The 20,902-nt window shown below is 74.7% G+C and carries 20 protein-coding genes; 8 read left to right on the forward strand and 12 right to left on the reverse strand.

Annotated features, from left to right (window positions below):
• Positions 1-134: 134 nt before the first annotated feature.
• The 6 genes from BJ968_RS07455 to sucC all read right to left on the reverse strand — a co-directional run bounded on the left by BJ968_RS07455 (position 135) and on the right by sucC (position 5,602).
• Complete coding sequence (locus tag BJ968_RS07455; protein WP_179750583.1) at positions 135-827, reverse strand: hypothetical protein; 693 nt, start codon at positions 825-827, stop codon at positions 135-137.
• Positions 827-1,381, reverse strand: a complete 555-nt coding sequence (locus BJ968_RS07460) for a hypothetical protein (protein WP_179750585.1) — start codon at positions 1,379-1,381, stop codon at positions 827-829. The genes BJ968_RS07455 and BJ968_RS07460 overlap by 1 nt, the downstream gene beginning before the upstream one ends.
• A complete protein-coding gene (locus BJ968_RS07465) occupies positions 1,378-3,054 on the reverse strand; it encodes a putative T7SS-secreted protein (RefSeq protein ID WP_179750587.1) in 1,677 nt (558 codons plus the stop codon). The genes BJ968_RS07460 and BJ968_RS07465 overlap by 4 nt, the downstream gene beginning before the upstream one ends.
• On the reverse strand, positions 3,054-3,341 hold the full coding sequence (locus BJ968_RS07470; RefSeq protein ID WP_179750589.1) for a hypothetical protein: 288 nt from the start codon (positions 3,339-3,341) through the stop codon (positions 3,054-3,056). Before BJ968_RS07470 ends, BJ968_RS07465 begins: the two co-directional genes overlap by 1 nt.
• Before the next feature lie 186 nt (positions 3,342-3,527).
• Positions 3,528-4,427 (reverse strand): succinate--CoA ligase subunit alpha, encoded by a 900-nt coding sequence (gene sucD / locus BJ968_RS07475; protein ID WP_179750591.1) that lies wholly within the window; start codon positions 4,425-4,427, stop codon positions 3,528-3,530.
• 2 nt (positions 4,428-4,429) lie between these two features.
• A complete protein-coding gene (gene sucC, locus BJ968_RS07480) occupies positions 4,430-5,602 on the reverse strand; it encodes an ADP-forming succinate--CoA ligase subunit beta (RefSeq protein ID WP_179750593.1) in 1,173 nt (390 codons plus the stop codon).
• 198 nt (positions 5,603-5,800) lie between these two features.
• Between sucC and BJ968_RS07485 the strand changes: the two genes are divergently transcribed.
• Complete coding sequence (locus tag BJ968_RS07485) at positions 5,801-7,204, forward strand: aldehyde dehydrogenase (NADP(+)) (protein ID WP_179750596.1); 1,404 nt, start codon at positions 5,801-5,803, stop codon at positions 7,202-7,204.
• 3 nt (positions 7,205-7,207) lie between these two features.
• A complete protein-coding gene (locus BJ968_RS07490; RefSeq protein WP_179750598.1) occupies positions 7,208-8,143 on the forward strand; it encodes an NAD-dependent epimerase/dehydratase family protein in 936 nt (311 codons plus the stop codon).
• A gap of 27 nt (positions 8,144-8,170) precedes the next feature.
• Here the strand turns inward: BJ968_RS07490 and BJ968_RS07495 are convergent, their stop codons facing one another.
• Complete coding sequence (locus BJ968_RS07495) at positions 8,171-8,761, reverse strand: helix-turn-helix domain-containing protein (protein WP_179750600.1); 591 nt, start codon at positions 8,759-8,761, stop codon at positions 8,171-8,173.
• Positions 8,758-10,206 carry an APC family permease gene (locus tag BJ968_RS07500; protein ID WP_179750602.1) on the reverse strand — a complete coding sequence of 483 codons (1,449 nt, stop codon included), beginning with the start codon at positions 10,204-10,206 and terminating at the stop codon, positions 8,758-8,760. The genes BJ968_RS07495 and BJ968_RS07500 overlap by 4 nt, the downstream gene beginning before the upstream one ends.
• Positions 10,207-10,407: 201 nt before the next feature.
• On the opposite strand from BJ968_RS07500, the gene BJ968_RS07505 reads away from it, so the two are divergent.
• From BJ968_RS07505 to BJ968_RS07530, 6 genes are all read left to right on the forward strand, one after another.
• Positions 10,408-11,901 (forward strand): APC family permease, encoded by a 1,494-nt coding sequence (locus BJ968_RS07505; protein WP_179750604.1) that lies wholly within the window; start codon positions 10,408-10,410, stop codon positions 11,899-11,901.
• Entirely contained in the window at positions 11,898-13,895 is a 1,998-nt protein-coding gene (locus BJ968_RS07510) for a primary-amine oxidase (RefSeq protein WP_179750606.1), read from the forward strand. The genes BJ968_RS07505 and BJ968_RS07510 overlap by 4 nt, the downstream gene beginning before the upstream one ends.
• Entirely contained in the window at positions 13,892-14,386 is a 495-nt protein-coding gene (locus tag BJ968_RS24260; RefSeq protein WP_179750608.1) for a hypothetical protein, read from the forward strand. Before BJ968_RS07510 ends, BJ968_RS24260 begins: the two co-directional genes overlap by 4 nt.
• A complete protein-coding gene (locus BJ968_RS26440; RefSeq protein ID WP_343077880.1) occupies positions 14,383-15,075 on the forward strand; it encodes a GNAT family N-acetyltransferase in 693 nt (230 codons plus the stop codon). Before BJ968_RS24260 ends, BJ968_RS26440 begins: the two co-directional genes overlap by 4 nt.
• Before the next feature lie 123 nt (positions 15,076-15,198).
• Complete coding sequence (locus BJ968_RS07525; protein WP_179750612.1) at positions 15,199-15,819, forward strand: L-threonylcarbamoyladenylate synthase; 621 nt, start codon at positions 15,199-15,201, stop codon at positions 15,817-15,819.
• 57 nt (positions 15,820-15,876) lie between these two features.
• Complete coding sequence (locus tag BJ968_RS07530; RefSeq protein ID WP_179750615.1) at positions 15,877-16,716, forward strand: SDR family oxidoreductase; 840 nt, start codon at positions 15,877-15,879, stop codon at positions 16,714-16,716.
• Positions 16,717-16,780: 64 nt separating this feature from the next.
• Here the strand turns inward: BJ968_RS07530 and BJ968_RS07535 are convergent, their stop codons facing one another.
• From BJ968_RS07535 to BJ968_RS07550, 4 genes are read right to left on the reverse strand one after another with little or no spacing between them, the layout of a single operon-like run.
• Positions 16,781-17,632 carry a phytanoyl-CoA dioxygenase family protein gene (locus BJ968_RS07535; protein ID WP_179750617.1) on the reverse strand — a complete coding sequence of 284 codons (852 nt, stop codon included), beginning with the start codon at positions 17,630-17,632 and terminating at the stop codon, positions 16,781-16,783.
• Between the two features lie 23 nt (positions 17,633-17,655).
• On the reverse strand, positions 17,656-18,549 hold the full coding sequence (locus BJ968_RS07540; RefSeq protein ID WP_179750619.1) for a carbohydrate ABC transporter permease: 894 nt from the start codon (positions 18,547-18,549) through the stop codon (positions 17,656-17,658).
• Between the two features lies 1 nt (position 18,550).
• A complete protein-coding gene (locus tag BJ968_RS07545) occupies positions 18,551-19,501 on the reverse strand; it encodes a carbohydrate ABC transporter permease (protein WP_179750621.1) in 951 nt (316 codons plus the stop codon).
• The gene (locus BJ968_RS07550) at positions 19,501-20,820 is read right to left on the reverse strand and encodes an ABC transporter substrate-binding protein (RefSeq protein ID WP_343077881.1); all 1,320 of its coding nucleotides are present in this window, start codon (positions 20,818-20,820) and stop codon (positions 19,501-19,503) included. The genes BJ968_RS07545 and BJ968_RS07550 overlap by 1 nt, the downstream gene beginning before the upstream one ends.
• Between the last annotated feature and the right edge of the window lie 82 nt (positions 20,821-20,902).

The raw sequence follows: 20,902 nt of genomic DNA on the forward strand, positions 1-20,902 counted from the left end.
CGCCCGGGCGTGCGGCCCGTCGAAGGACGCGCGGGCCGGGGCGCCGCGGTCGCGGCGGTGGTGCGGACCGGGCGCCGGGGTGGCTCCCGCCGTCGCCCCCGGTGCCGTCCCCGCCGCGGCGGCGGGGGTCCCGCTCACGCCCCCGGCCCCCCGGCGGAGGAGGACCCGGCCGCGTCGCCGTCCTGCGGGCGCACGGCCCGCACGCGCACCGTGCGGGCGTACCGGTCGACGACGGCGGCCAGCTCGTCACCGCGGGCCAGGTCCACCCAGCGGGAGCTGAGGACGACCCGGCCGGGCACGCCGGGCGGGCGCACGAGCACGTCGACCGCCTCGGTGGCCGGGACGCCCGGCTCGTCGGGGACGACGACGGAACGCACCCGCACCGACGGCCCCGCGGGCAGGTCGACGTCGGTGACCTCGCAGTGCGGGTCCGCCTGCGCGAACCCCTCGGCGAACAGCCGCTCGGCCCACTCGGTGAAACCGTCCTCGGGGCGGGCCACGACGTCCAGCCACAGCGGCAGCGGCTCGGCGGGGTCGGGGACCCAGGCGTGCGCGAACCCGCCGCGCCCGCGCAGCAGGTCGCGGGCCTGGACGGTGACGTCCGCCAGCCGCTGCGCGGCCCGGGTCACCGCGTCGTGGTCGACGGTCCCGCCGGCCAGCTCGACCTCCTCGGCCAGGAACCGGTGCACGGCCAGGGCCCACTCGTGCGCGGGGACCTCGTCGTCGAGGGGGACGAGCACCCAGCCGGGGGTCGGGTCGTCGGCGCTGACCTCCAGGGTCACGACGTCGCCGGTCGGCTGCTGCTCCCGCCGGCGCCGGCCCCGCATCAGGCGACCCACCGCAGGGTGGCGGCGACGGCGTCGGCGAGGCCGGCGACGGGGTCGGCCAGCGGCCCGCTGACGGTGGAGGTCGTCAGCGCCAGCCACGTGCCGGCCGCGACGGGCGCCGGGACCCGGTGCTCGACGACCGTGGTCGCCACGGGGCCCTCGGGACCGCCGTCGAGGTGCTGCTCGCGCCGGCGCCGGACGCCGGTCCCGGCCCCGGTGGTCCAGGTCTCGAAACCGGGTTCGGCGTGCACCGCGTCGGCGGGCAGGGCGTGCACCAGCAGCGACACGGGGACGACGACCCCGGCCACGGCGCGGGCGGACAGGTGCAGCTCCAGGCCGCCCACCTCGTGGGCGTGGCGCACCTGCTCCAGCAGCAGCCGGGTCACGTCCCGGCGGGCGAGCGGGGCGTCGTCGCGGCCGCGGAACTGGCGCGCGACGAGGTCGGTGACGACCCGCTGCCGCTCCGGCTCCGGGGCGGTGAGGTCGACGCGGTCCCACCAGGCGGGGACGGCGAGGCGGTAGCCCCGCACCGGGCGGTCGGTGGCCACGCTCATCCGGAGATCCCTTCCAGCACCCGCTCGCTCGTCCCGCCGACGGTCGGCGGGTCGTGGTCCTCCGACCAGCCCGTGAGGTCGCTGACGGCCTGCTCGAGACCGTCGAACGCCAGACCGGTGCTCGTGACGACCGAGGCGACCGCCCGCGCCGCGGCGGGGGCACCCAGCACGCTACCGACGCCCTCGACGGCGGCGCGCGCGTCCCGGTGGGCCTGCACGGGGTGGCGGGCGACCCCGGCGGCGGCGGTCGCGGTGTCGCGCAGGCCCTGCGTCGCGGCGGTGATGTTGCCGCCCACGCCCGCGGCGCGCAGCTCGGTGCCGGCCTGGCGGACGTTCGCCCAGGTCAGGTCCCGCACCTGCGAGACCGTGGTCCCGAGCTCCTGCCGCAGGGTCGGGAGGAACCCCCGGCCCAGCGCCGTGCGGACCTCCAGGAGCGCCCGGCCGGCCTCGAGGTCGGTGTCGACGGTCTTCCAGGCGGCCCGGGTGGGGGCGGTCATGCGGGCGACGCCCTTGCCGCTGACCCCGAGGGCGGCCCGGAGCTCGGCGCGGGCCGCCTGCCTCCCGGCGGCGGCCACGGTCAGGGCGGCCCCGGCGGCGTCGACGCCGTGGGCGGCGAGGTCCACCCCCTCGGCGGCGGCGGCGCGTTCGAGGGCCGGGACGGCCGCCCGGCTGGCCGCGGCCGCCGTCCCCGCGGTGCCCAGGGCCGGTTTGGCGGCCTTGGCGACGGCCCCCGCGACCTTGCCGAGGCCGAAGGTCGCCAGGCCGACGACGTCGACGGCGAGGTCGACCCAGCTGCCGTCGCCGGACACGAGCAGCAGCACGTGCCCGGCGACGGCGACGAGCCCCGTGCCGAGGGCGAGGAGCTCGGCGGCGGCGGCCAGCGCCGGCCCGATCACGGGGATCCAGGCCACGGCCAGCCCGAAGAGCGCGGCCCCGGCGGCGACCTTGCCCGCCGCGTCCGAGATCCACCGGATGTCGTCGGCGTGCTCGTGGACCCACTGCTGGAACCGGTCGAACCGGCTGTCGCGCAGGGGGTCGTCGTCGGTGGCGGCGGTGATGGCGCGCGCGGCCCGCTCGGCGGCGGCGTCGCGGTCGGCCTCGGCGGCCCGCAGCTGCGCCCGGGCCGCGGCCAGGGCGGCGGTGGCCGTGTCCAGGTCGCGGCGGGCGGAGGCTGCGCGGGCCCTGCGGTCGGCCTCGGCGCGGTCGTGGGCGACGGTCGCGGCGGCGTTCGCGGCGGCACCGCGCGCGTCGTCGCCGGGGACGGGCGCGGGGGCCGGGGTGGAGCTGGCGGCGAGCAGGGCCGCGGCGGCGTCGTGCCGGGCCTGGGCCTCCCGGGCGGCGTGCAGCGCGTCGAGGCTGCGGCTCTGGGCGTCCTGCAGGTGCGGCAGGTACTCCTCGAGCGCGCCGGCGGTGGCGCGGTAGCGGCCGACGGCCCCCGTCAGCCGGGTGGCGAGGTCCTCGGCGCCCTCGCGCAGCGCGTCGGCGGCCTCCCCGACGTCGTGCGAGCCCTGCGCGAGCCGGCGGATCTGCGCGGCCTGCCGTTCCAGCTCCTCGGCGACGTCGCGCCAGCGGCGGGCGACGTCGCGGACGTCGAGGGCGTCCCCGGGGACGGGGTCGGCGGCGGCGAGCGGGTGCCAGTCGGCGGGGCGGGCGCCCCCTCCGGCGTGCTGCATCAGCCCTCCCCCCGCGCCGAGGCGGCCAGGGCGGCGTCGGCCCGGGTGAACGCGTCGGCGACGCCGCGGACGGCCTTGGCGTACCCGGTGGTGGCCTCCGCGATCTCGTGGCGCTGCCGGGCGGAGCCGTCGGCGAACTCCTGGACGGCGGCGGCCAGGCCGCGGTGCCCGACCCCGTCGGCGGCGACGTCGGCGGCGCGGTCGGTCGCGGCCAGGGCGGTCGACACCTGGTCGAGCGCCGTGGCGGTGCGGGCCAGCTCGACGGTGTCCAGGGGGAGGTCGCTCACCGGACGAGGGTGCGGGGACCGGGCACCGGGCAGGGCCGGGTCGGCGGCGCGGCCACCCGGGCGGGGCAGCGACGCTCCCCGTTCGGCGGTCCCGTCCTCACCGCGGGTCCACCGGCGGTGACGCGCGCGAGCCCCCGCCGACGTCGTCGGCGGGGGCTCGCGGTGCGGTGCGGTGCGCGGGGCGGGTCAGAGGGCCTGGAAGATCTCCCGGGCCAGCTTCGCGGTCTCCGACGGCGTCTTGCCGACCTTGACCCCGGCCGCCTCGAGGGCGTCCTTCTTGGCCTGCGCGGTGCCGGCCGAGCCGGACACGATGGCGCCGGCGTGGCCCATGGTCTTGCCCTCGGGGGCGGTGAACCCGGCGACGTAGCCGACGACGGGCTTGGTCACGTTGGCCTCGATGAACTTGGCCGCGCGCTCCTCGGCGTCACCGCCGATCTCGCCGATCATGACGATGACGTCGGTGTCGGGGTCGTCCTGGAAGGCCTGCAGCGCGTCGATGTGCGTGGTCCCGATGACGGGGTCCCCGCCGATGCCGACGGCGGAGGAGAACCCGATGTCCCGCAGCTCGTACATCATCTGGTAGGTCAGCGTCCCCGACTTCGAGACGAGCCCGATGCGCCCGGACTCCGTGATGTCGGCCGGGATGATCCCGACGTTGGACTGCCCGGGGCTGATGAGGCCGGGGCAGTTCGGGCCGATGAGCCGCGTGGTGCCCGACCGGGCGGCGAGCGCGTAGAACTCGGCGGAGTCGTGGACCGGGACGCCCTCGGTGATGACGACGACGAGCGGGGTGGCCGCCTCGACGGCCTCCACGACGGCGCCCTTGGTGAACTTCGCCGGGACGAAGATCACCGAGACGTCGGCGCCGGTGGCCTCGCGGGCCTCACCGACGGAGGAGAACACCGGGACCTGGACGGGCGAGCCGTCGGGGCCGGTGAAGTCGACCGACTGGCCGCCCTTGCCGGGCGTGACCCCGCCGACGACCTTCGTGCCGGAGGCCAGCATGCGCTGGGTGTGCTTGCGCCCCTCGGACCCCGTCATGCCCTGGACGAGGACCTTGGAGTCGGAGTTGATGAAGATCGACATGCTCAGGCCCCCGCGTTCGCCAGCTCGGCGGCCTTGTCGGCCGCGCCGTCCATGGTGTCCACGACCGTCACCAGCGGGTGGTCGGCCTCGGCGAGGATGCGACGACCCTCCTCGACGTTGTTGCCGTCCAGGCGCACGACGAGCGGTTTGGTGGCCTCGTCGCCGAGGATGCCCAGCGCGGACACGATGCCCTTGGCGACCTCGTCGCAGGCGGTGATCCCGCCGAAGACGTTGACGAACACGCTCTTGACCTGCGCGTCGCCCAGGATGACGTCGAGGCCGTTGGCCATGACCTGCGCGGACGCGCCGCCGCCGATGTCGAGGAAGTTCGCGGGCTTCACCCCGCCGTGGGCCTCGCCGGCGTAGGCGACGACGTCGAGGGTCGACATGACCAGGCCCGCGCCGTTGCCGATGATGCCGACCTCGCCGTCGAGCTTCACGTAGTTCAGGCCCAGCGCCTTCGCCTTGGCCTCCAGCGGGTCGGCCGCCGCGGCGTCGGCCAGGTCGGCGTGCCCGGCGTGCCGGAACTCGGCGTTCTCGTCGAGGGTGACCTTGCCGTCGAGGGCCACGACCTCGCCGGACTCGGTGCGCACCAGCGGGTTGACCTCGACGAGGGTGGCGTCCTCGCTGGCGAAGACGGTCCACAGCTTCTGGAAGACGTCGGTGACCTGGGCCTTCAGCTCGTCGGAGAAACCGGCGGCCTCGGCGATCTCGGCGGCCTTCGAGGCGTCGATCCCGGTGAGCGCGTCGACGGGGACGCGGGCCAGGGCCTCGGGGCGCTCGACGGCGAGCTGCTCGATCTCCATGCCGCCCTCGACGCTGGCCATCGCCAGGTAGGTGCGGTTGGAGCGGTCGAGGAGCACGGAGAAGTAGAACTCCTCGGCGATCTTCGCGCCCTCGGCGACCATGACCTGGTGGACGGTGTGTCCCTTGATGTCCATGCCCAGGATCTCGCGGGCCTTCTCGGCCGCCTCGGCCGGCGAGTGGGCGAGCTTGACGCCACCGGCCTTGCCGCGGCCACCCACCTTGACCTGCGCCTTGACGACCACGGTCCCGCCACCCATCGCCTCGGCGGCCGCCTGGGCCTCCTCGGGGGTGGTCGCGACGCGGCCGTCGAGCACGGGTACGCCGTGCGCCGCGAACAGGTCGCGCGCCTGGTACTCGAAGAGGTCCACCAGTGTTCCTCGTCTTCCTCGTCTTCGTCGGGATTCGACTCGTCGTGCCGGTGGCACCGCTCCCAGGGTCGCTGGGCGGGCGTCCTCGTCGGCCGGCACCGGGCCTTACGCACAGTAGACCCGCCACCGGTGCCCCTCTCGGCCAGGTCCGGAGACGCCGGTCACACCGGCTCGCCCCCACGGCCAGGAGGGTGGACGATGTCCATCACCATGGACACCACCGACGCTGACCTCGAGTCCGTCCTCGCCGCCGCGGACGCCGCCCGACGACCGCTCGCCCGCACCTCCCCCGCCGACCGCGCCGACGCCCTCGAGGCGGTCGCCCGGGCGCTCGAGGAGGCCCGCACCGAGCTCGTCGCGCTGGCCGCCGCCGAGACGCACCTGCCGGAGGCGCGCCTGAACGGCGAGCTCACCCGCACCGTCTTCCAGGCGCGGCTGTTCGCCGCCGGGCTGCGCGACGCCTCGCTCGTGCCGGCCACCGTCGAGCACGCCGACCCCGACTGGGGCATGGGCCCGCGCCCGGACATCCGCCGGACCGTCGTGCCCCTGGGGCCCGTCCTGGTCTTCGCCGCGAGCAACTTCCCCTTCGCCTTCAGCGTCTTCGGCGGCGACTCCGCCTCGGCGCTCGCGGCCGGGTGCCCCGTCGTCGTCAAGGCCCACCCGGGCCACCCGGAGCTGTCGCGGGCCACCGCCGCGCACGTCGTGGAGGCACTCGAGGGCGTGGGGTACCCCGTCGGGGCGTTCGCGCTCATCGAGGGCGTCGAGGCCTCCATCGCGGCGCTGCGCGACCGGCGCGTCAAGGCGGCCGGGTTCACGGGGTCGCTGCGCGGGGGACGCGCCCTGTTCGACATCGCCACAGGCCGCCCGGACCCGATCCCCTTCTACGGCGAGCTGGGCAGCGTGAACCCCGTCGTCGTGACGCCCGCGGCGTGGGCCGAGCGCGGCACCGGCATCGTCGAGGGCTGGGTCGGGTCGCTGACGCTGGGCGCGGGGCAGTTCTGCACCAACCCCGGCGTCGTCCTCGTCCCGGACGCGGACGCGTTCACGTCCGCCGTGGACCTGCCGGTGCCCGGCCCGATGCTGAACCCCGGCATCGTCGAGGGGTTCGGGACGTCCACCGCGCAGCTGCGCGAGCAGCCCGGTGTGAGCGTGGCCGCCCGCGGCCCGGAGTCGGGCGAGGGCGTCGCGGCGCAGGTGCTGACGGTCTCGGCGGCCGACGTGCTGGCCAACCCGCACGTCCTGGACATCGAGGCGTTCGGCCCCGCCGGCCTCGTGGTCGGGTACTCCTCGGCCGAGGAGCTCGAGCAGGTCCTCGACGTCCTGCCCGGTCAGCTGACGGGGTCGGTGCAGGCCGCGTCGGCGGACGACGACCTCGCCCGCGAGGTGGCGCTGCTGCTGGCCGAGAGCGTGGGCCGCGTCGTGTGGAACGAGTGGCCGACGGGCGTGACGGTCTCGGCCGCCCAGCAGCACGGCGGTCCGTGGCCGGCGACGACGGCGCCGACGACGACGTCGGTGGGGACGGCCGCGATCGACCGCTGGCAACGGCCCGTCGCCTTCCAGGGCGTCCCGGCCGCGGCCCTGCCCGAGCAGCTGAGGGACTGACCGGTGCGCGTCGTGGTGGTGGGGGCCACCGGTCACATCGGCAGCTACCTCGTGCCCCGGCTCGTGCGGGCCGGGCACGACGTCACCGCGGTCAGCCGCGGCACCCGCGAGCCGTACCACCCGGACCCGGCGTGGTCGCGGGTCGAGCGCGTCGTGGCCGACCGGGACGCCGAGGGCGCCGCGTTCGGCGCGCGGGTCGCGGCCCTGGCCCCCGACGCCGTCGTGGACCTCGTGAGCTTCGACCTGACCTCGACGCGGGTGCTCGTCGAGGCGCTGCGCCCGACGGGGGCGTTCCTGGCCCACTGCGGGACCATCTGGGTCCACGGCCCGGCCGCGGCCTCGCCGCTGCGCGAGGACGACCCCCGCGAACCCTTCGGGGAGTACGGCACGCGGAAGGCGCAGATCGAGGAGTTCCTGCTCGCCGAGCGCGAGCTGCGCTGCACGGTGCTGCACCCCGGGCACATCAGCGGCCCCGGCTGGCCCGTCATCACGCCGCTGGGCAACCTCGACCCCGGGGTCTGGCGGGCGCTGTCGAGCGGGGGCGAGCTGCTCGTGCCCGGGCTCGGCCTGGAGACGCTGCACCACGTCCACGCCGACGACGTCGCGCAGGGTTTCGAGCTGGCCCTGGCCCGGCCGGACGCCGCGGCCGGGCAGAGCTTCCACGTCGTCTCCGACCGGGCGCTGACGGTGCGCGGCTTCGCCCGCGCCGCCGCGGCCTGGTGGGGACGGGAGGCGAACCTGCGGTCGGTCTCCTGGGAGCAGTTCCGCGCCGCGGCCGGCGAGCACGCCGACGCGAGCTGGGAGCACCTGTCCCGCAGCCACTCCGCGAGCACCGACAAGGCCCGCACCCTCCTCGGCTACTCCCCCGGGTACACCTCGCTGGAGGCGGCGCGGTCCGCGGTCGAGGCCATGGGCCTGCTCCCCGCCCCCGGCGCCTGACCCCCGCCGCGCCCGAGGGGACCCGGGTCAGGCCAGCAGGGGGCCGAGGACCTTCGCCGCGGCGTGCAACCGCTCCGCGTGCGTCTCCACGCCCAGGGCCGAGGTGGAGGTGACGACGAGCACGCCGACGAGGCCCCCGGCCGGCTCGCGCACCGCGACGGCCAGGACGTTGCCCCGCCCCAGGCCCTCGTCGCGGCCGCCCAGGACGGTCAGGACGGCCTGCTCGCGGTCCAGGTGGGGGCCGGGCGGGACGTCGGGGTCGGCGTCGGCGACCCGCGCGGCGCCGGCCCGCAGCACGAGCAGGTGCACCCCGGCGCGGACACCGGCCCGCAGCCGCGCCAGCTCGTCGCGCGCGGCGGTGACCACGCGCACGGGCGCGGCGGCCTCGACGAGCCCCTGCACGCGCGCGCCGAGGGCGAACCCGGACAGGTCCGGCAGCCGGACGAGGTGCTCCTGCGCGACCAGCAGGTTCAGCAGCCGGTAGGTCGTGGCGCGCGGGATGCCGGTCGCGGCCGCGAGCTCGGCGGCGCTCACCCCCGGCCCGGCGCGGGCCACGGCCTCGAGCAGTTCGAGCGCGGAGCTGAGGGCCCTGGGTTGCCGGCCGGTCAGGTCGCTCACTGCAGGACGTCCTGCTGCCGGGTCTCGTCGTACAGCCCGACCGCGGTCAGGAGGTCCGGCCGCCACCGGCGCAGCGCGAGCGCCCGCACGACCGCGGCCACCAGCAGCGCGGCGGCGACCAGGACCCAGCCGCCGCCGGCCGCGAGCGCCCACGCCGTGCAGGCGGCCAGCACGGCGACCAGCGACGCCGTGGCGACGACGGCCACGAGGACCGGGAGGGCCGTGAGCTCGCCGATGCGGCGCAGGAACACCGGCGCGGCGCAGCAGACGAGGACGTACGCGCCGACGTACCCGCAGGTGCTGACGACGAGGAGGCCGCGCAGCGCGTCGGCCACCGGGACGCCCGCCGCGAGGACCGCCGCGGGGACCGCCGCGGCGACCGCGGTGGCCCAGGCGACGGCGGTGGCGGGGGTCCCCCAGCGCCCGGTCCGGCCCAGCGCCCGGGGGGCGACGCCCTCGCGGCCCGTGGTGAACACGAGCCGGACCAGGGCCGTGAGGGAGCCGGAGGCGCACCCGGCGAACGACGTGAGGACGCCCAGCTCCAGGACGGTCACCAGCCGGGGGTCGGTCAGCACCCGCACCGCCTCGGCCAGCGGCAGCGGTGTGGCCCCCAGGCCGGGCGTGCCGGCGAAGACGACGGCCTGGGCGGCGGCGGCCAGGACGTACAGCAGCCCCGCGCCGAGCGCCGTGGTGCGCACCGCCCAGGGGACGACGGAGAACGGCCGGCGGCTCTCGCTGGCCAGCGCCCCGGCGCTCTCGAAACCCACGAACGCGGTGACGGCCAGCAGCAGGCCCTGCCCGCCGGGGCCGAAGGGGTGGCCGCCGCCGTCGAGGACCACGCCGACCCCGGCGGGACCGGGCGCCCCGGCGCGCACCGCGGCGACCACCACGACCACGAGGACGACGGCGACGGCGGAGATGGCGACGGCCTCCAGGGTCAGCGCCAGCCGGGCCGACACCCCGGCCCCGCGCACGACCGGGGCCGCCACGAGCAGCGCCGCCAGCAGCACGCCCGCCACGAGCGGGACGGGCCCGTCCGGCACGGGCACGAGGTGCCCGACGAGGGCCGCCGCCGCCATCGACGCGCCGGTCAGCGCGCCCGCCACGAGGAACCCGTACCCGACGACGAGCGAACCGCCGGCCACGGTCGCCGCGGTGGGCCCCAGCCCCTTGGCGGTGAAGGAGTAGAGGGACCCCGGGGCGACCATGCGGCGGCTGAACTGCCCCACGCAGGAACTGACGAGCAGGACGAGGACGGTGGCCACGAGGTAGGCCAGCGCGGACGGGGGCGAACCCGCCAGGGCGAGGGCCTGCCCGGGGGAGGTGGCCATCGCCGCCGCGGGCGCGGTGGCCGCCACCGACTGCGCCAGGACGTCCCAGCGCCCCAGCCGGCGACGGCGCAGGCCCGTCACGGGCGAGGTGGAGCGCAGCGCGGGTACCGTCACGGGGGCACGGTGCCCGTCCCGTGTTTCGCGCCGGTTTCCGGCCCGTTTCGGGTCGTCGCCGGGGATCGGGACGGCGGCGCCGGCCGCGTCCCGTTCGCCGCGCCCGGCCGTCACGCGGCGGCAACACGACCGAAACGCCCGGGGAGCAGGATCGCCCCGGAGCGGCCAGCCGGCCGCCCACCCTCGCACGGGAGGAGCGTCATGGCGAACACCACCGTCGCCGCGGAACCGGCAGCCGACCGCCGCCTCAGCGGCCGGCTCGGAGTCGGTTCCATCGTCTTCATGGTCGTCGCGGCCGCCGCGCCGCTGACCGTCGTCGGCGGCAGCGTCCCGATCGGCATCAGCATCGGCAACGGCGCGGGGTTCCCCGCCATGTACGCCGTCGGCTCGGTCGTCCTGTTCTTCTTCGCCGTGGGTTTCGTGGCCATGACGCGCTACGTCCCGAACGCGGGGGCCTTCTACACCTACATCGGCGCGGGCCTGGGCCGGCTGCACGGCCTCGGGGGTTCCTTCCTCGCCCTGCTGACGTACCAGACGATCCAGGCCGCCGTGTACGGGTACCTCGGCGCCGCCCTCGGCGGCGTCGTCGCCGACGACCTCGGCGGGCCGGACCTGCCGTGGTGGGTGTGGGCCGGGGCGGCGATCGCCCTCGTGGGTTTCCTGGGGTACCGGCACATCGACCTGTCCAGCAAGGTCCTGGGGGTCCTGCTGATCGCCGAGATCGGCATCGTCCTCGTCGTCGACGCGGGCGTCGTGCTGGCCGGCGGCGGGCCGGAGGGCCTGTCCACCGCGTCGGTGACGCCGTCCGGCATCACGGCCGGCGCGCCCGGCATCGGGCTCATGTTCGCCCTGGCGGGTTTCATCGGCTTCGAGTGCACCGCGGTGTTCCGCGACGAGGCCCGCGACCCCGACCGCACCATCCCGCGGGCCACCTACGTCTCGCTCGCGCTCATCGGCGTCTTCTACACCGTCTCGGCCTGGGCCGTGGTCTCCGCCTGGGGCGACACGGGGGCGCTGACCGAGGCCGCGGACGACCCCGAGGGCATGGTGGTGCAGACCGCCGCCGACTACGTCGGCAGGGTCGCCGGGGACACCGTCCAGGTGCTGCTGCTGACCAGCCTGTTCGCCTGCGTCCTGTCGTTCCACAACGTCCTGAACCGCTACGTGTTCTCGATGGCCAACACCGGCGTCCTGCCGCGGGCCTGGGGCCGCAGCCACGGGCGGCACCACTCCCCGCACGTCGCCTCGCTCCTGCAGACGGCCGTCTCGGTGCTGCTCATGGGGGTGTTCGCCGCAGCGGGCCTGGACCCGGTCATGCAGGTCTACACGTGGATGTCCGGCGTCGCGACGCTGGGGTTCATCCTGCTGATGCTGCTGACCTGCGTCGCGGTCCTGGTGTTCTTCACGCGCAACCGCGTCGACACCCGGGTGTGGAACACGAGGGTCGCCCCCGTCGTCGGGGTCGTCGGCCTGGCCTTCACCGCGTACCTCACGGCGACGAACTTCGGCCTGCTCGTCGGCGGCTGGACCGTCGGCGCGGTGTTCCTCGTCCTCACCGCCGCCTCCTACCTCGTCGGCCCGCTGGTCGGCGTCCTCAAGCCCAGCGCCGACCCGCTGGCGATCGCCCGGTTCGAGGCCGCCCTCGAACACCCCACCGCCGTCCCGCACCAGAACCGCACGGAGGACCACGCGTGAGCCTGCTCGAGACCCCCGCCACCGGGACGTCGCCGTCGGTGTCGCACCCCCTCGACCGGCTCACCGCCGCCGAGGTCGACGCGACCCGCGAGCTCCTGGCCCCCACCCTCACCCCGACCACCCGGTTCGCCTACCTGGGCCTGCTCGAACCCCCCAAACCCGCCGTGCTGGCCTTCACCCCCGGCGACGCCGTGGAACGCACCGTGCGGGTCCTGCTGCTGGACACCGCCACCGGCACGGGCCGGGACGTGCGGGTCTCGCTGTCCGACGGGCGGATCGTGTCCGACCGCGAGGTCGACGGCGCCGTGGAGGGGCACCTGCCCATCCTGGAGGAGGAGTTCGGGGCGATCGAGCCGATCCTGAACGCCGACGACCGCTGGGTCTCGACGCTGGCCTCGCGCGGCCTGACCCCGGCCGACGTCGTGACCGTGCCCCTGTCGGCCGGCCACTACGACGACATCCCCGCGACCGACCCGGGCGCGGCCCGCATCCTGCGGGTGTTCGCCTTCGCCCAGCCGGACCCCTCGGCGCTGCCGTGGGCGCACCCCGTGGACGGGATCGTCGCCTACGTCGACCTGTCCGCGGCGAAGGTCCTGCAGGTCCTGGACCACCAGCGGTTCGAGGTGCCGCAGCAGAGCGGGAACTGGGACGAGGCCCCGCACGCCCAGGCCGAGCGCACCGACCTCAAGCCCATCTCGATCACCCAGCCGGAGGGGCCCAGCTTCTCCGTCGAGGGCGACGTCATCTCCTGGCAGGGCTGGAAGGTGCGGGTCGGGTTCGACGCCCGCGAGGGGCTGACGCTGCACCAGCTGTCGGTGGCCGACTCCACCGGCCCGGACCCCTCGGTGCAGCGCGACGTCGTCTACCGCGCCTCGATCGCCGAGATGGTCGTCCCCTACGCCGACCCCTCCCCCGTCCGGTTCTGGCAGAACTACTTCGACACCGGCGAGTACCTGTTCGGCCGGTTCGTGAACTCCCTGGCCCTGGGCTGCGACTGCCTGGGCGAGATCCACTACTTCGACGCCGTCCTGGCCGACGAGACCGGCCACCCCAAGACCGTGCAGAACGCGATCTGCCTGCACGAGGAGGACCACGGCGTGCTGTGGAAGCACACCGACATGTTCAACGGCATGAACGAGACCCGCCGCTCCCGCCGGCTCGTCATCTCGTTCTTCACGACCATCGGGAACTACGACTACGGGTTCTACTGGTACCTCTACCTCGACGGGACGATCGAGCTGGAGGCCAAGGCGACGGGGGTCGTGTTCACCGCGGCGTACCCCGAGGGCGGGCTGGAGTTCTCCACCGAGATCGCCCCCGGCCTGGCCGCCCCGTTCCACCAGCACCTGTTCTCGGCCCGGCTCGACATGGCGGTCGACGGGACCGCCAACGCCGTCGAGGAGGTCGACGCGGTCCGGGTGCCGCGCGGCGAGGGCAACCCGTACGGCAACGCCTTCGCCCGCAAGGCCACCCGGCTGACGAGCGAGGCCGTCGCCCAGCGCGAGGCGAACGGCGCGGTGGGCCGGGTGTGGCACGTCCTGAGCACCGAGCGCACGAACGCCCTGGGCCAGCCCACCGGGTACGCCCTGCACCCCGAGCACCAGCCGCTGCTGCTGGCCGACGACACGTCGGTGGTCCACGACCGCGCGACGTTCGGCACCAAGCACCTGTGGGTCACCCGCTACGACAGCGAGGAGCGCTACCCCGCGGGCGACTTCGTCAACCAGAACCCCGGCGGCGCGGGCCTGCCGCAGTTCGTGGCCGGCGACCGCGACCTCGACGGCCAGGACGTCGTGCTGTGGCACACGTTCGGGCTGACGCACTTCCCGCGCCCGGAGGACTGGCCGGTCATGCCCGTGGACCACGCCGGGTTCACGCTCAAGCCCGTCGGGTTCTTCGACCGGAACCCGGCGCTGGGGGTGCCGAAGGGCTCCTCCTCGGCCTCCTCCTGCTCCGCCCCCGCCGCCGCCGGGGACGGCTGCTGCGGGGCGTGAACCGGCCGTCGTGCCCCGCCACCGCGACCCCCGCGTCCCGGGGCGCCGCGGTGGCGGGGGCCGTCGCGGCCGTGCTGCACGTCCCGCTGGCGCTGGCCCACGCCGGGGCCTCGCTGCCCCTGGCGCTGGTCCTGCTCGTGATGGCGCTGGTCTGCCTGCCGTGCGCCGGTCACCTGTGGCGCGCCCCCTCGCCCCGCACGTGGCGGGCGGTCGCGCTGGCCGGGTCGCTGGTGCTCGTGGCCCACGCGGCCCTGCTGCTGGCGCCCCCGCTGTCCGTCCCGTCGCCGGGGGTGCGGCTGGACGTGGCCGGGTCGGCGGGGCACGCCGGTCACGCGACCGCCCTGGGCGGCACCGCCGCCTGGCACTCCCCCGCGCTGCTCGCGGTCGTGTCGGCGCTGACGGCGGCGCAGGTGGTGGCGTGCCTGGTGCTGCTGGAGCGGTCGAGGCGGCCGTCCGGGGCGACCGGGGCGTCTGTGACCATGACCCGGTGACGAACGCGCCCGACCCCCTCGACAACCCCGTCTGGTCCGCCCTCACGGGCGTGCACGCCCACCTCGCCGAGGGCGACGGGCTCGGCCGCCGCTACCCCGCCGACGTGTCGCCGTTCAGCGGGGTCGCCGACCAGGCCGACCCGCTGGCCTGGGCGGACCTGGCCGCCGTGGCCGGTCCCGGGGTGGACCTCGTCTTCCCGGCGCTGGAGCACGCGCCGCCGCCCGGGTTCACCGTGGCCGGCGGGCTGCCCGGGGTGCAGCTCGTCGCGACCGACGCCTTCACCTCGGGCCGCTCGGACGTCGTGACCGAGCTGGGCGAGGCCGACGTCGACGACATGCTCGACCTCGTGGCCCGCACCCGGCCCGGCCCCTTCGGCCGGCGCACGCGGCTGCTCGGCACCTACCTCGGCGTCCGGGAGGACGGCAGGCTGCTGGCGATGGCCGGGGAACGGCTGCGGCTGGGGTCGGCGACGGAGATCAGCGCGGTCTGCACCGACCCGGCCGCGCGCGGGCGCGGGCTGGCGACGACGCTGGTGCGCGCGGTGGCGCAGGGCGTCCGCGACCGCGGGGAGCTGCCGTTCCTGCACGCCGCGGCGCAGAACACGCGCGCGATCGGGCTGTACGAGCACCTCGGCTTCACGCTGCGCCGCACCCTGCAGTTCGCCACCGTCCGCACCCCCGACGCCTGACCCTCCCCCCTCCCCCGCGGTGATCGAGCACTCGTGGACGGAAGTGCTCGATCACCGCAGTGCTCGATCACGGGGGGGCCGGGAGCGGGGGCCCGGCGGGGCGGGCGGTCCTACAGTGGCGGCATGGCCCGGTTCGTCGAGGTGCACCCGCGCAACCCGCAGCCGCGGGCGGTCGCCCAGCTCGTCGCGATGCTGCGCGAGGACGCCCTCCTCGCCTACCCCACGGACTCCTGCTACGCGCTGGGCTGCCGGCTGGACAGCCACACCGGCGCCGACCGGATCCGCCGGATCCGGCACCTGGACGACCGGCACCACTTCACGCTGGTGTGCTCCGACTTCGCCCAGCTCGGCCAGTTCGTGCACCTGGACAACGTGCAGTTCCGCGCCGTGAAGGCCGCCACCCCGAACCCGTACACGTTCATCCTCCCCGCCACCAAGGAGGTGCCGCGCCGCTTCGCCCACCCGAGGAAGAAGACCGTCGGCGTGCGCATCCCGGACAACGCGTTCGTGCGGGCCCTGCTGTCCGAGCTCGGTGAGCCGCTGCTGTCCAGCACCCTCCTGCTGCCCGGTCACGCCGAGCCCCTCACGGACGGCTGGACGATCAAGGAGGAGCTCGACCACGTCGTCGACGCCGTCGTGGACGCCGGTGAGTGCGGGACCGAGCCCACGACGGTCGTGGACTGGTCGCAGGGCTACCCCGAGGTCGTGCGGGTCGGCGCGGGGGACCCGTCGCGGTTCGCGTGAGGCAGAACGGGTAGGCGACGGTCGGAAGAGCCCGACCCACCCGGACAGGAGCACCCCGTGTCGCAGCCCAGCCAGCAGCAGGAACCGCCCGGCACCACCTCGGCGATGCAGCCGACCCCCGACCACGGGGAGCAGACCTACCGCGGCAGCGGGAAGCTGACCGGCAAGGTGGCGATCATCACCGGCGCCGACTCCGGGATCGGCCGCGCCGTGGCCATCGCCTTCGCCCGCGAGGGCGCCGACGTCGTCATCAGCTACCTGTCCGAGGACGAGGACGCCCGCGAGACGGCGCGGTGGGTCGAGGAGGCCGGGCGCAAGGCCGTCCTGGTCCCCGGGGACGTCTCCGAGGCCGCGCAGTGCCGCGCGATCGTCGACGAGTGCGTGCAGGAGTTCGGCAAGGTCGACGTCCTGGTCAACAACGCCGCCTACCAGATGAGCCACGACACGCTGGAGGAGATCTCCGACGAGGAGTGGCTGTTCACGATGAACACCAACCTCAGCGCGTTCTTCTACCTCAGCAAGGCCGCGCTGCCCCACATGGGACCCGGGTCGTCGATCATCGGCAGCAGCTCGGTGAACTCCGACAACCCCAAGCCCACGCTCATCCCCTACTCGGTCACCAAGGCCGGGATCGCGAACATGTGCGCCTCGATGGCGCAGCTGCTGGGTGAGAAGGGGATCCGGGTCAACAGCGTCGCACCCGGCCCCATCTGGACGCCGCTCATCCCCTCCACCATGCCGCCGGAGCAGGTCGAGAGCTTCGGCCAGCAGGCGCCGCTGGGCCGGCCGGGGCAGCCGGCGGAACTGGCGCCGGTGTACGTGCTGCTCGCCTCCGACGACGGCAGCTACGTCTCCGGCGCCCGGGTGGCCGTGACGGGCGGCACGCCGATCCTGTGACGCACCGCTGACGCGCGACGGGCTCCCCACCGGCCGGTGGGGAGCCCGTCGCGTCGTCGGGGGGTCAGCGCCCGCGCGGGACGACCGCCTCCCGCGGGCGGGTGGGGGTGAAGGCGAACCGGTCCACGCCCAGCCCGTCGAGCACGGCGCGCTCCACGGGCGAGAACTGCGCGGGGTCGGCGCGGTCGAAGTCCATCGGCTCCCGCAGCGCCAGCGGCGGGTTGGTGATGAGGCGCTGGGCGCGCAGCACGTTCTGCGACGTCGCGTGCAGCACGAAGGGGTGCATGAGGACGACGTCGCCCTGCTTGCCCGTCAGCTCCACGAAGTCGTGGCACTGCTCGACCAGCCGCGTCTGCTGCAGCTCGTCGGGCAGGACCCCCTCGGGGCGCTCGGCGAGGAAGCGGGCCACGACGCCGACGGAGTCGGTCGCGACGAACGTGCCGCCGCCGCGGGAGTGGACGTCGGTCCACAGGACGATGGTCAGCAGCCCCTGCTCGGGGGAGTCCAGGAAGTGCCGGAAGAAGTCGCCGTCCTTGTGCCAGCCGCCGACCTTCGCCGACGGCGGGTCGAAGGGCCGGTCGGCCCCGACCCCGAGGTTGGCGATCATCCCGTCGGACCAGTTCCACGGGGTCTGCACCCGGTCCTGGCCGCCGAGGAGCTGGCAGGCGGCGTGGAAGGCGGTGGGGGCGAACTCGGCGGCGTCGACGTGCTGCAGCGAGGGCAGGTGCACGCGGGGACGGTCCCAGGTGGTGGGGTCGTCGCGGTCGACGCCGAGCCGCTCCCAGGCCCGGTCGACGTGGGGGGCGGCCTGCTCGGCGTCGAAGCAGCCCTCCAGGACGACGTAGCCCCGCGTGAGGAAGTGCTCGACCTGGGCGTCGGTGAGGGGTGCGGTGGTGCCGGTGGTGCTGGTGCTCACGGGGTCCTCCGGGTGGGCGGGCCTCAGCCCTTGAAGGCGCCGTCCATGATCCCGGAGACCATCTGCTTGCCGAAGAAGGCGAACAGCACCAGGAGCGGGACGGTGACGAGGAACGAGCCGGCCATGGCCAGGCCGAGGTCGATGGAGATGTTGGACTGCAGGGCCTTGATGGCGATCTGCGCGGTGTAGGTGTCCGGGGACTTCAGGACGATGAACGGCCAGAGGAAGTCGTTCCAGGCGTTGACGAAGCCGAGCAGCCCCAGGACGGCCGCGGCGGGGCGGACGACGGGGAAGGCGATGCGGGCGAAGATCTGCCAGGAGTTCGCGCCGTCCATGCGCGCCGCCTGGAGCAGCTCGTCGCTGATGGTGGCGCTGATGTGCTGGCGCATCCAGAAGATGCCGAACGCGCTGACCAGGCCGGGCACGACGAGGGCCTGCAGGGTGTCCACCCAGCCCAGCCGGGAGATGACCATGTACTGCGGGATGACGGCCAGCTGCGCCGGGACCGTCATGGTCAGCACGAGGATCAGGAACAGCACGTCGCGGCCGCGGAAGGTCATCTTGGCGAAGGCGTACCCGGCCAGGGAGCACAGGAACGCCTGCCCCACGGCGATGAGCGCGGCCACGATGAAGCTGTTGATGAGCGACCGCACGAAGGGCACGGTCTCGAACACGAGCTTCAGCAGGTTCAGGAAGTTCCCGCCGGGGACCACCCGCGGCGGCAGCTGGGTGGCCGCCGCGGAACCGACCGAGGACACGACGAACATCCAGTAGACCGGGAAGATGCACGCCGCCGCCGCGAGGGCCAGGACGAGGTAGGTGTACCAGCGCACCCGGACGATGCCGCGGCGGCGGCCGGTCCGGGACGTGCGCAGCCGCAGGTCGCCCCGCTGACGGGGGTCGGTGGTGGTGGCCATGTCAGCCCTTCCTCCCCAGACGGCTCGACAGCAGGAAGTTGACGAGCGCCGCGACGACGATGATGGCGAACAGCGCGACGCCGATGGCCGAGCCGTAGCCGAACTTGAAGGACCCGAAACCCTGCTCGTAGAGGAACAGCGACAGGGTCTGGCACTGGCGCGCGGTGCCGCAGGTGAGCGTGCCGTTGGACAGCAGCAGCGGCTCGGTGAAGATCTGCAGGCCGCCGATGGTGGACATGATGACGGTGAAGACGATCACCGGGCGCAGCGAGGGCAGGGTGATGCTGAAGAACTGCTTGACGGGCCCGGCCCCGTCCACCGACGCCGCCTCGTACAGGTCGCGGGGGACGGCCTGCAGCGACGCCAGGTAGAGCAGCGTGTTGTAGCCGAACCAGCGCCAGATGACCATGGCGGAGATGAGGACGTGGCTGCCCCAGGACGTCGACATGAAGTCGACGTGCCCGAAGCCCAGCGCCCCGAGGAACCAGTTGAGCAGCCCGTAGTCGCGGTTGAAGAGCTGGGCGAAGACGATCGCCGTCGCCGCCACCGAGGTGATGTACGGCAGCAGCATCGCCATGCGGAAGAAGTTGGCCAGGCGCAGGAAGGCGTTGTTGAGCACCTGGGCCAGGACCAGCGCGATGACGAGCTGCGGGACGGTGGAGATGACCCAGATGCTGAACGTGTTGCGCAGGGCGTTCCAGAAGCGCGGGTCCTCGCCGAGCTGGCGGAAGTTCTCCAGCCCGACGAAGGTCTTCTCGCCGATGGGGTTCCAGTCGAACAGCGAGACGTAGAACGTGAACAGCAGCGGGAACAGCCCGAAGACGAGGAACAGGACGTAGAAGGGGGCCACGTACCCGTACGGCGCGATCCGCTCCCACCGCTTCTCCACCGGCCGGGTCGCTGTGGCCGGCTTGACCGGCCGCAGCGTACCCGGGGTCAGGGTGGCGCTCATCAGGCGCCGATCGCGGTCTTGATGTTCTTCACGGCGGTGTCCCAGGCGGCGTCGGCCGGCGCGCCGTCCCCCTCGACGCCGTTGAGGGCGTTGAGCAGCTCGGTGCTGATCTCGGTGTTGTACTCGCCGTTGATGAACGGCTTCAGGCCCAGGACGGCCTGGGTGAAGATCTTGCCGGTGGGGGCGTCGCTGAAGAACGGGTCGGTGTGGTTCACCAGCTCCGGCTTGTCGTAGTTCACCGGGGTGGTGGGCAGCGAGCCGGAGTCGAGGAAGTGCTGGAGCTGCTGCTCGGGGGACTGCATCGTCTTGATGTAGTTCCACGCCGCCTTGGGGTTGGCCGCGCGGGCGGGGATGGTCAGGTAGCTGCCGCCCCAGTTGCCGCTGCCGCCGGGGATGACGGCGATGTCCCACTTGCCCTCGGTGTCGGGGGCCGCGGAGCGGATGGAGCCGAGCATCCAGGACGGGGCGGCGACGGCGGCGAACGCCCCCTTGGCCATGCCGGCGTTCCAGCCGTCGGTGAAGCTCTCCAGCTTCGCGGTGATGCCGGCGGCGATGGCCTTCAGGCCCAGGTCGAAGGAGTCCTTGACGATGGGGTTGGTGGCGTAGACCACCTCGCCGTCGGCGGAGTAGTACTGCTCCTCGCCCTGCGAGACGGCCTGGAGGAAGACGGTGGTGGCGGCGTTGTCGATGAAGGCGTTGCCGGTGGCCTGGGTGTAGCGCTGGCCGGTGGCGATGAAGTCGTCCCACGTGGGCCACAGCGCGCCGACCTCGTCGCGGTTCGTGGGCAGGCCCGCGGCGGCCATGAGGTCGGTGCGGTAGGCGACGCCCATGCCGCCGACGTCGGTGGGGATGCCGACGAGCTCGCCGGACGTCGCGGTGGCCTGGGCCATCACCCAGTCCACGTAGTCGCCCTTGACGTCGGCGCCGCCGAGGGTGTTCAGGTCGGTGAAGTTGCCCGGGTTCTTCATGAACTTGGGCAGGTCACCGGCCTGGACGAGCACCAGGTCGGGCACCTTGCCGCCGGCCAGGGCGGTGGTCAGCCCCTGGGCGGTCTCCTGGGCGTTGCCCACCTCGGTCAGCTTGACGGTGACGTCGGGGGCGAGCTTCTTGTACGCCTCGACGTCGGTCTTCTGGTTGATGCCGGTGAAGGACCAGAACTCGAAGGTGTTCGGGTCGCTGGAGGCGCCCGAGCCGGAGGAGCACGCGGCCGCTCCCAGGCCGAGGCCCCCGGCGAGCGCGGACAGGGCCAGCGCCCGCCGGCGGGTCATCGCCAGGGCGGCGGTGGACGGACGGGAGGACGTGCGAGGCAGCGCGTTCACGAGGTGCCCCTCCTTCGGGGAGTCGTGGGTGTGGCGTGGGGCGTGGCGTCGGGCGTGACGTCGGGTGCGGCGTCGGGTGTGG

The sequence above is a fragment of the Kineococcus aurantiacus genome, assembly GCF_013409345.1.
In the GTDB taxonomy this organism is placed as follows: domain Bacteria; phylum Actinomycetota; class Actinomycetes; order Actinomycetales; family Kineococcaceae; genus Kineococcus; species Kineococcus aurantiacus.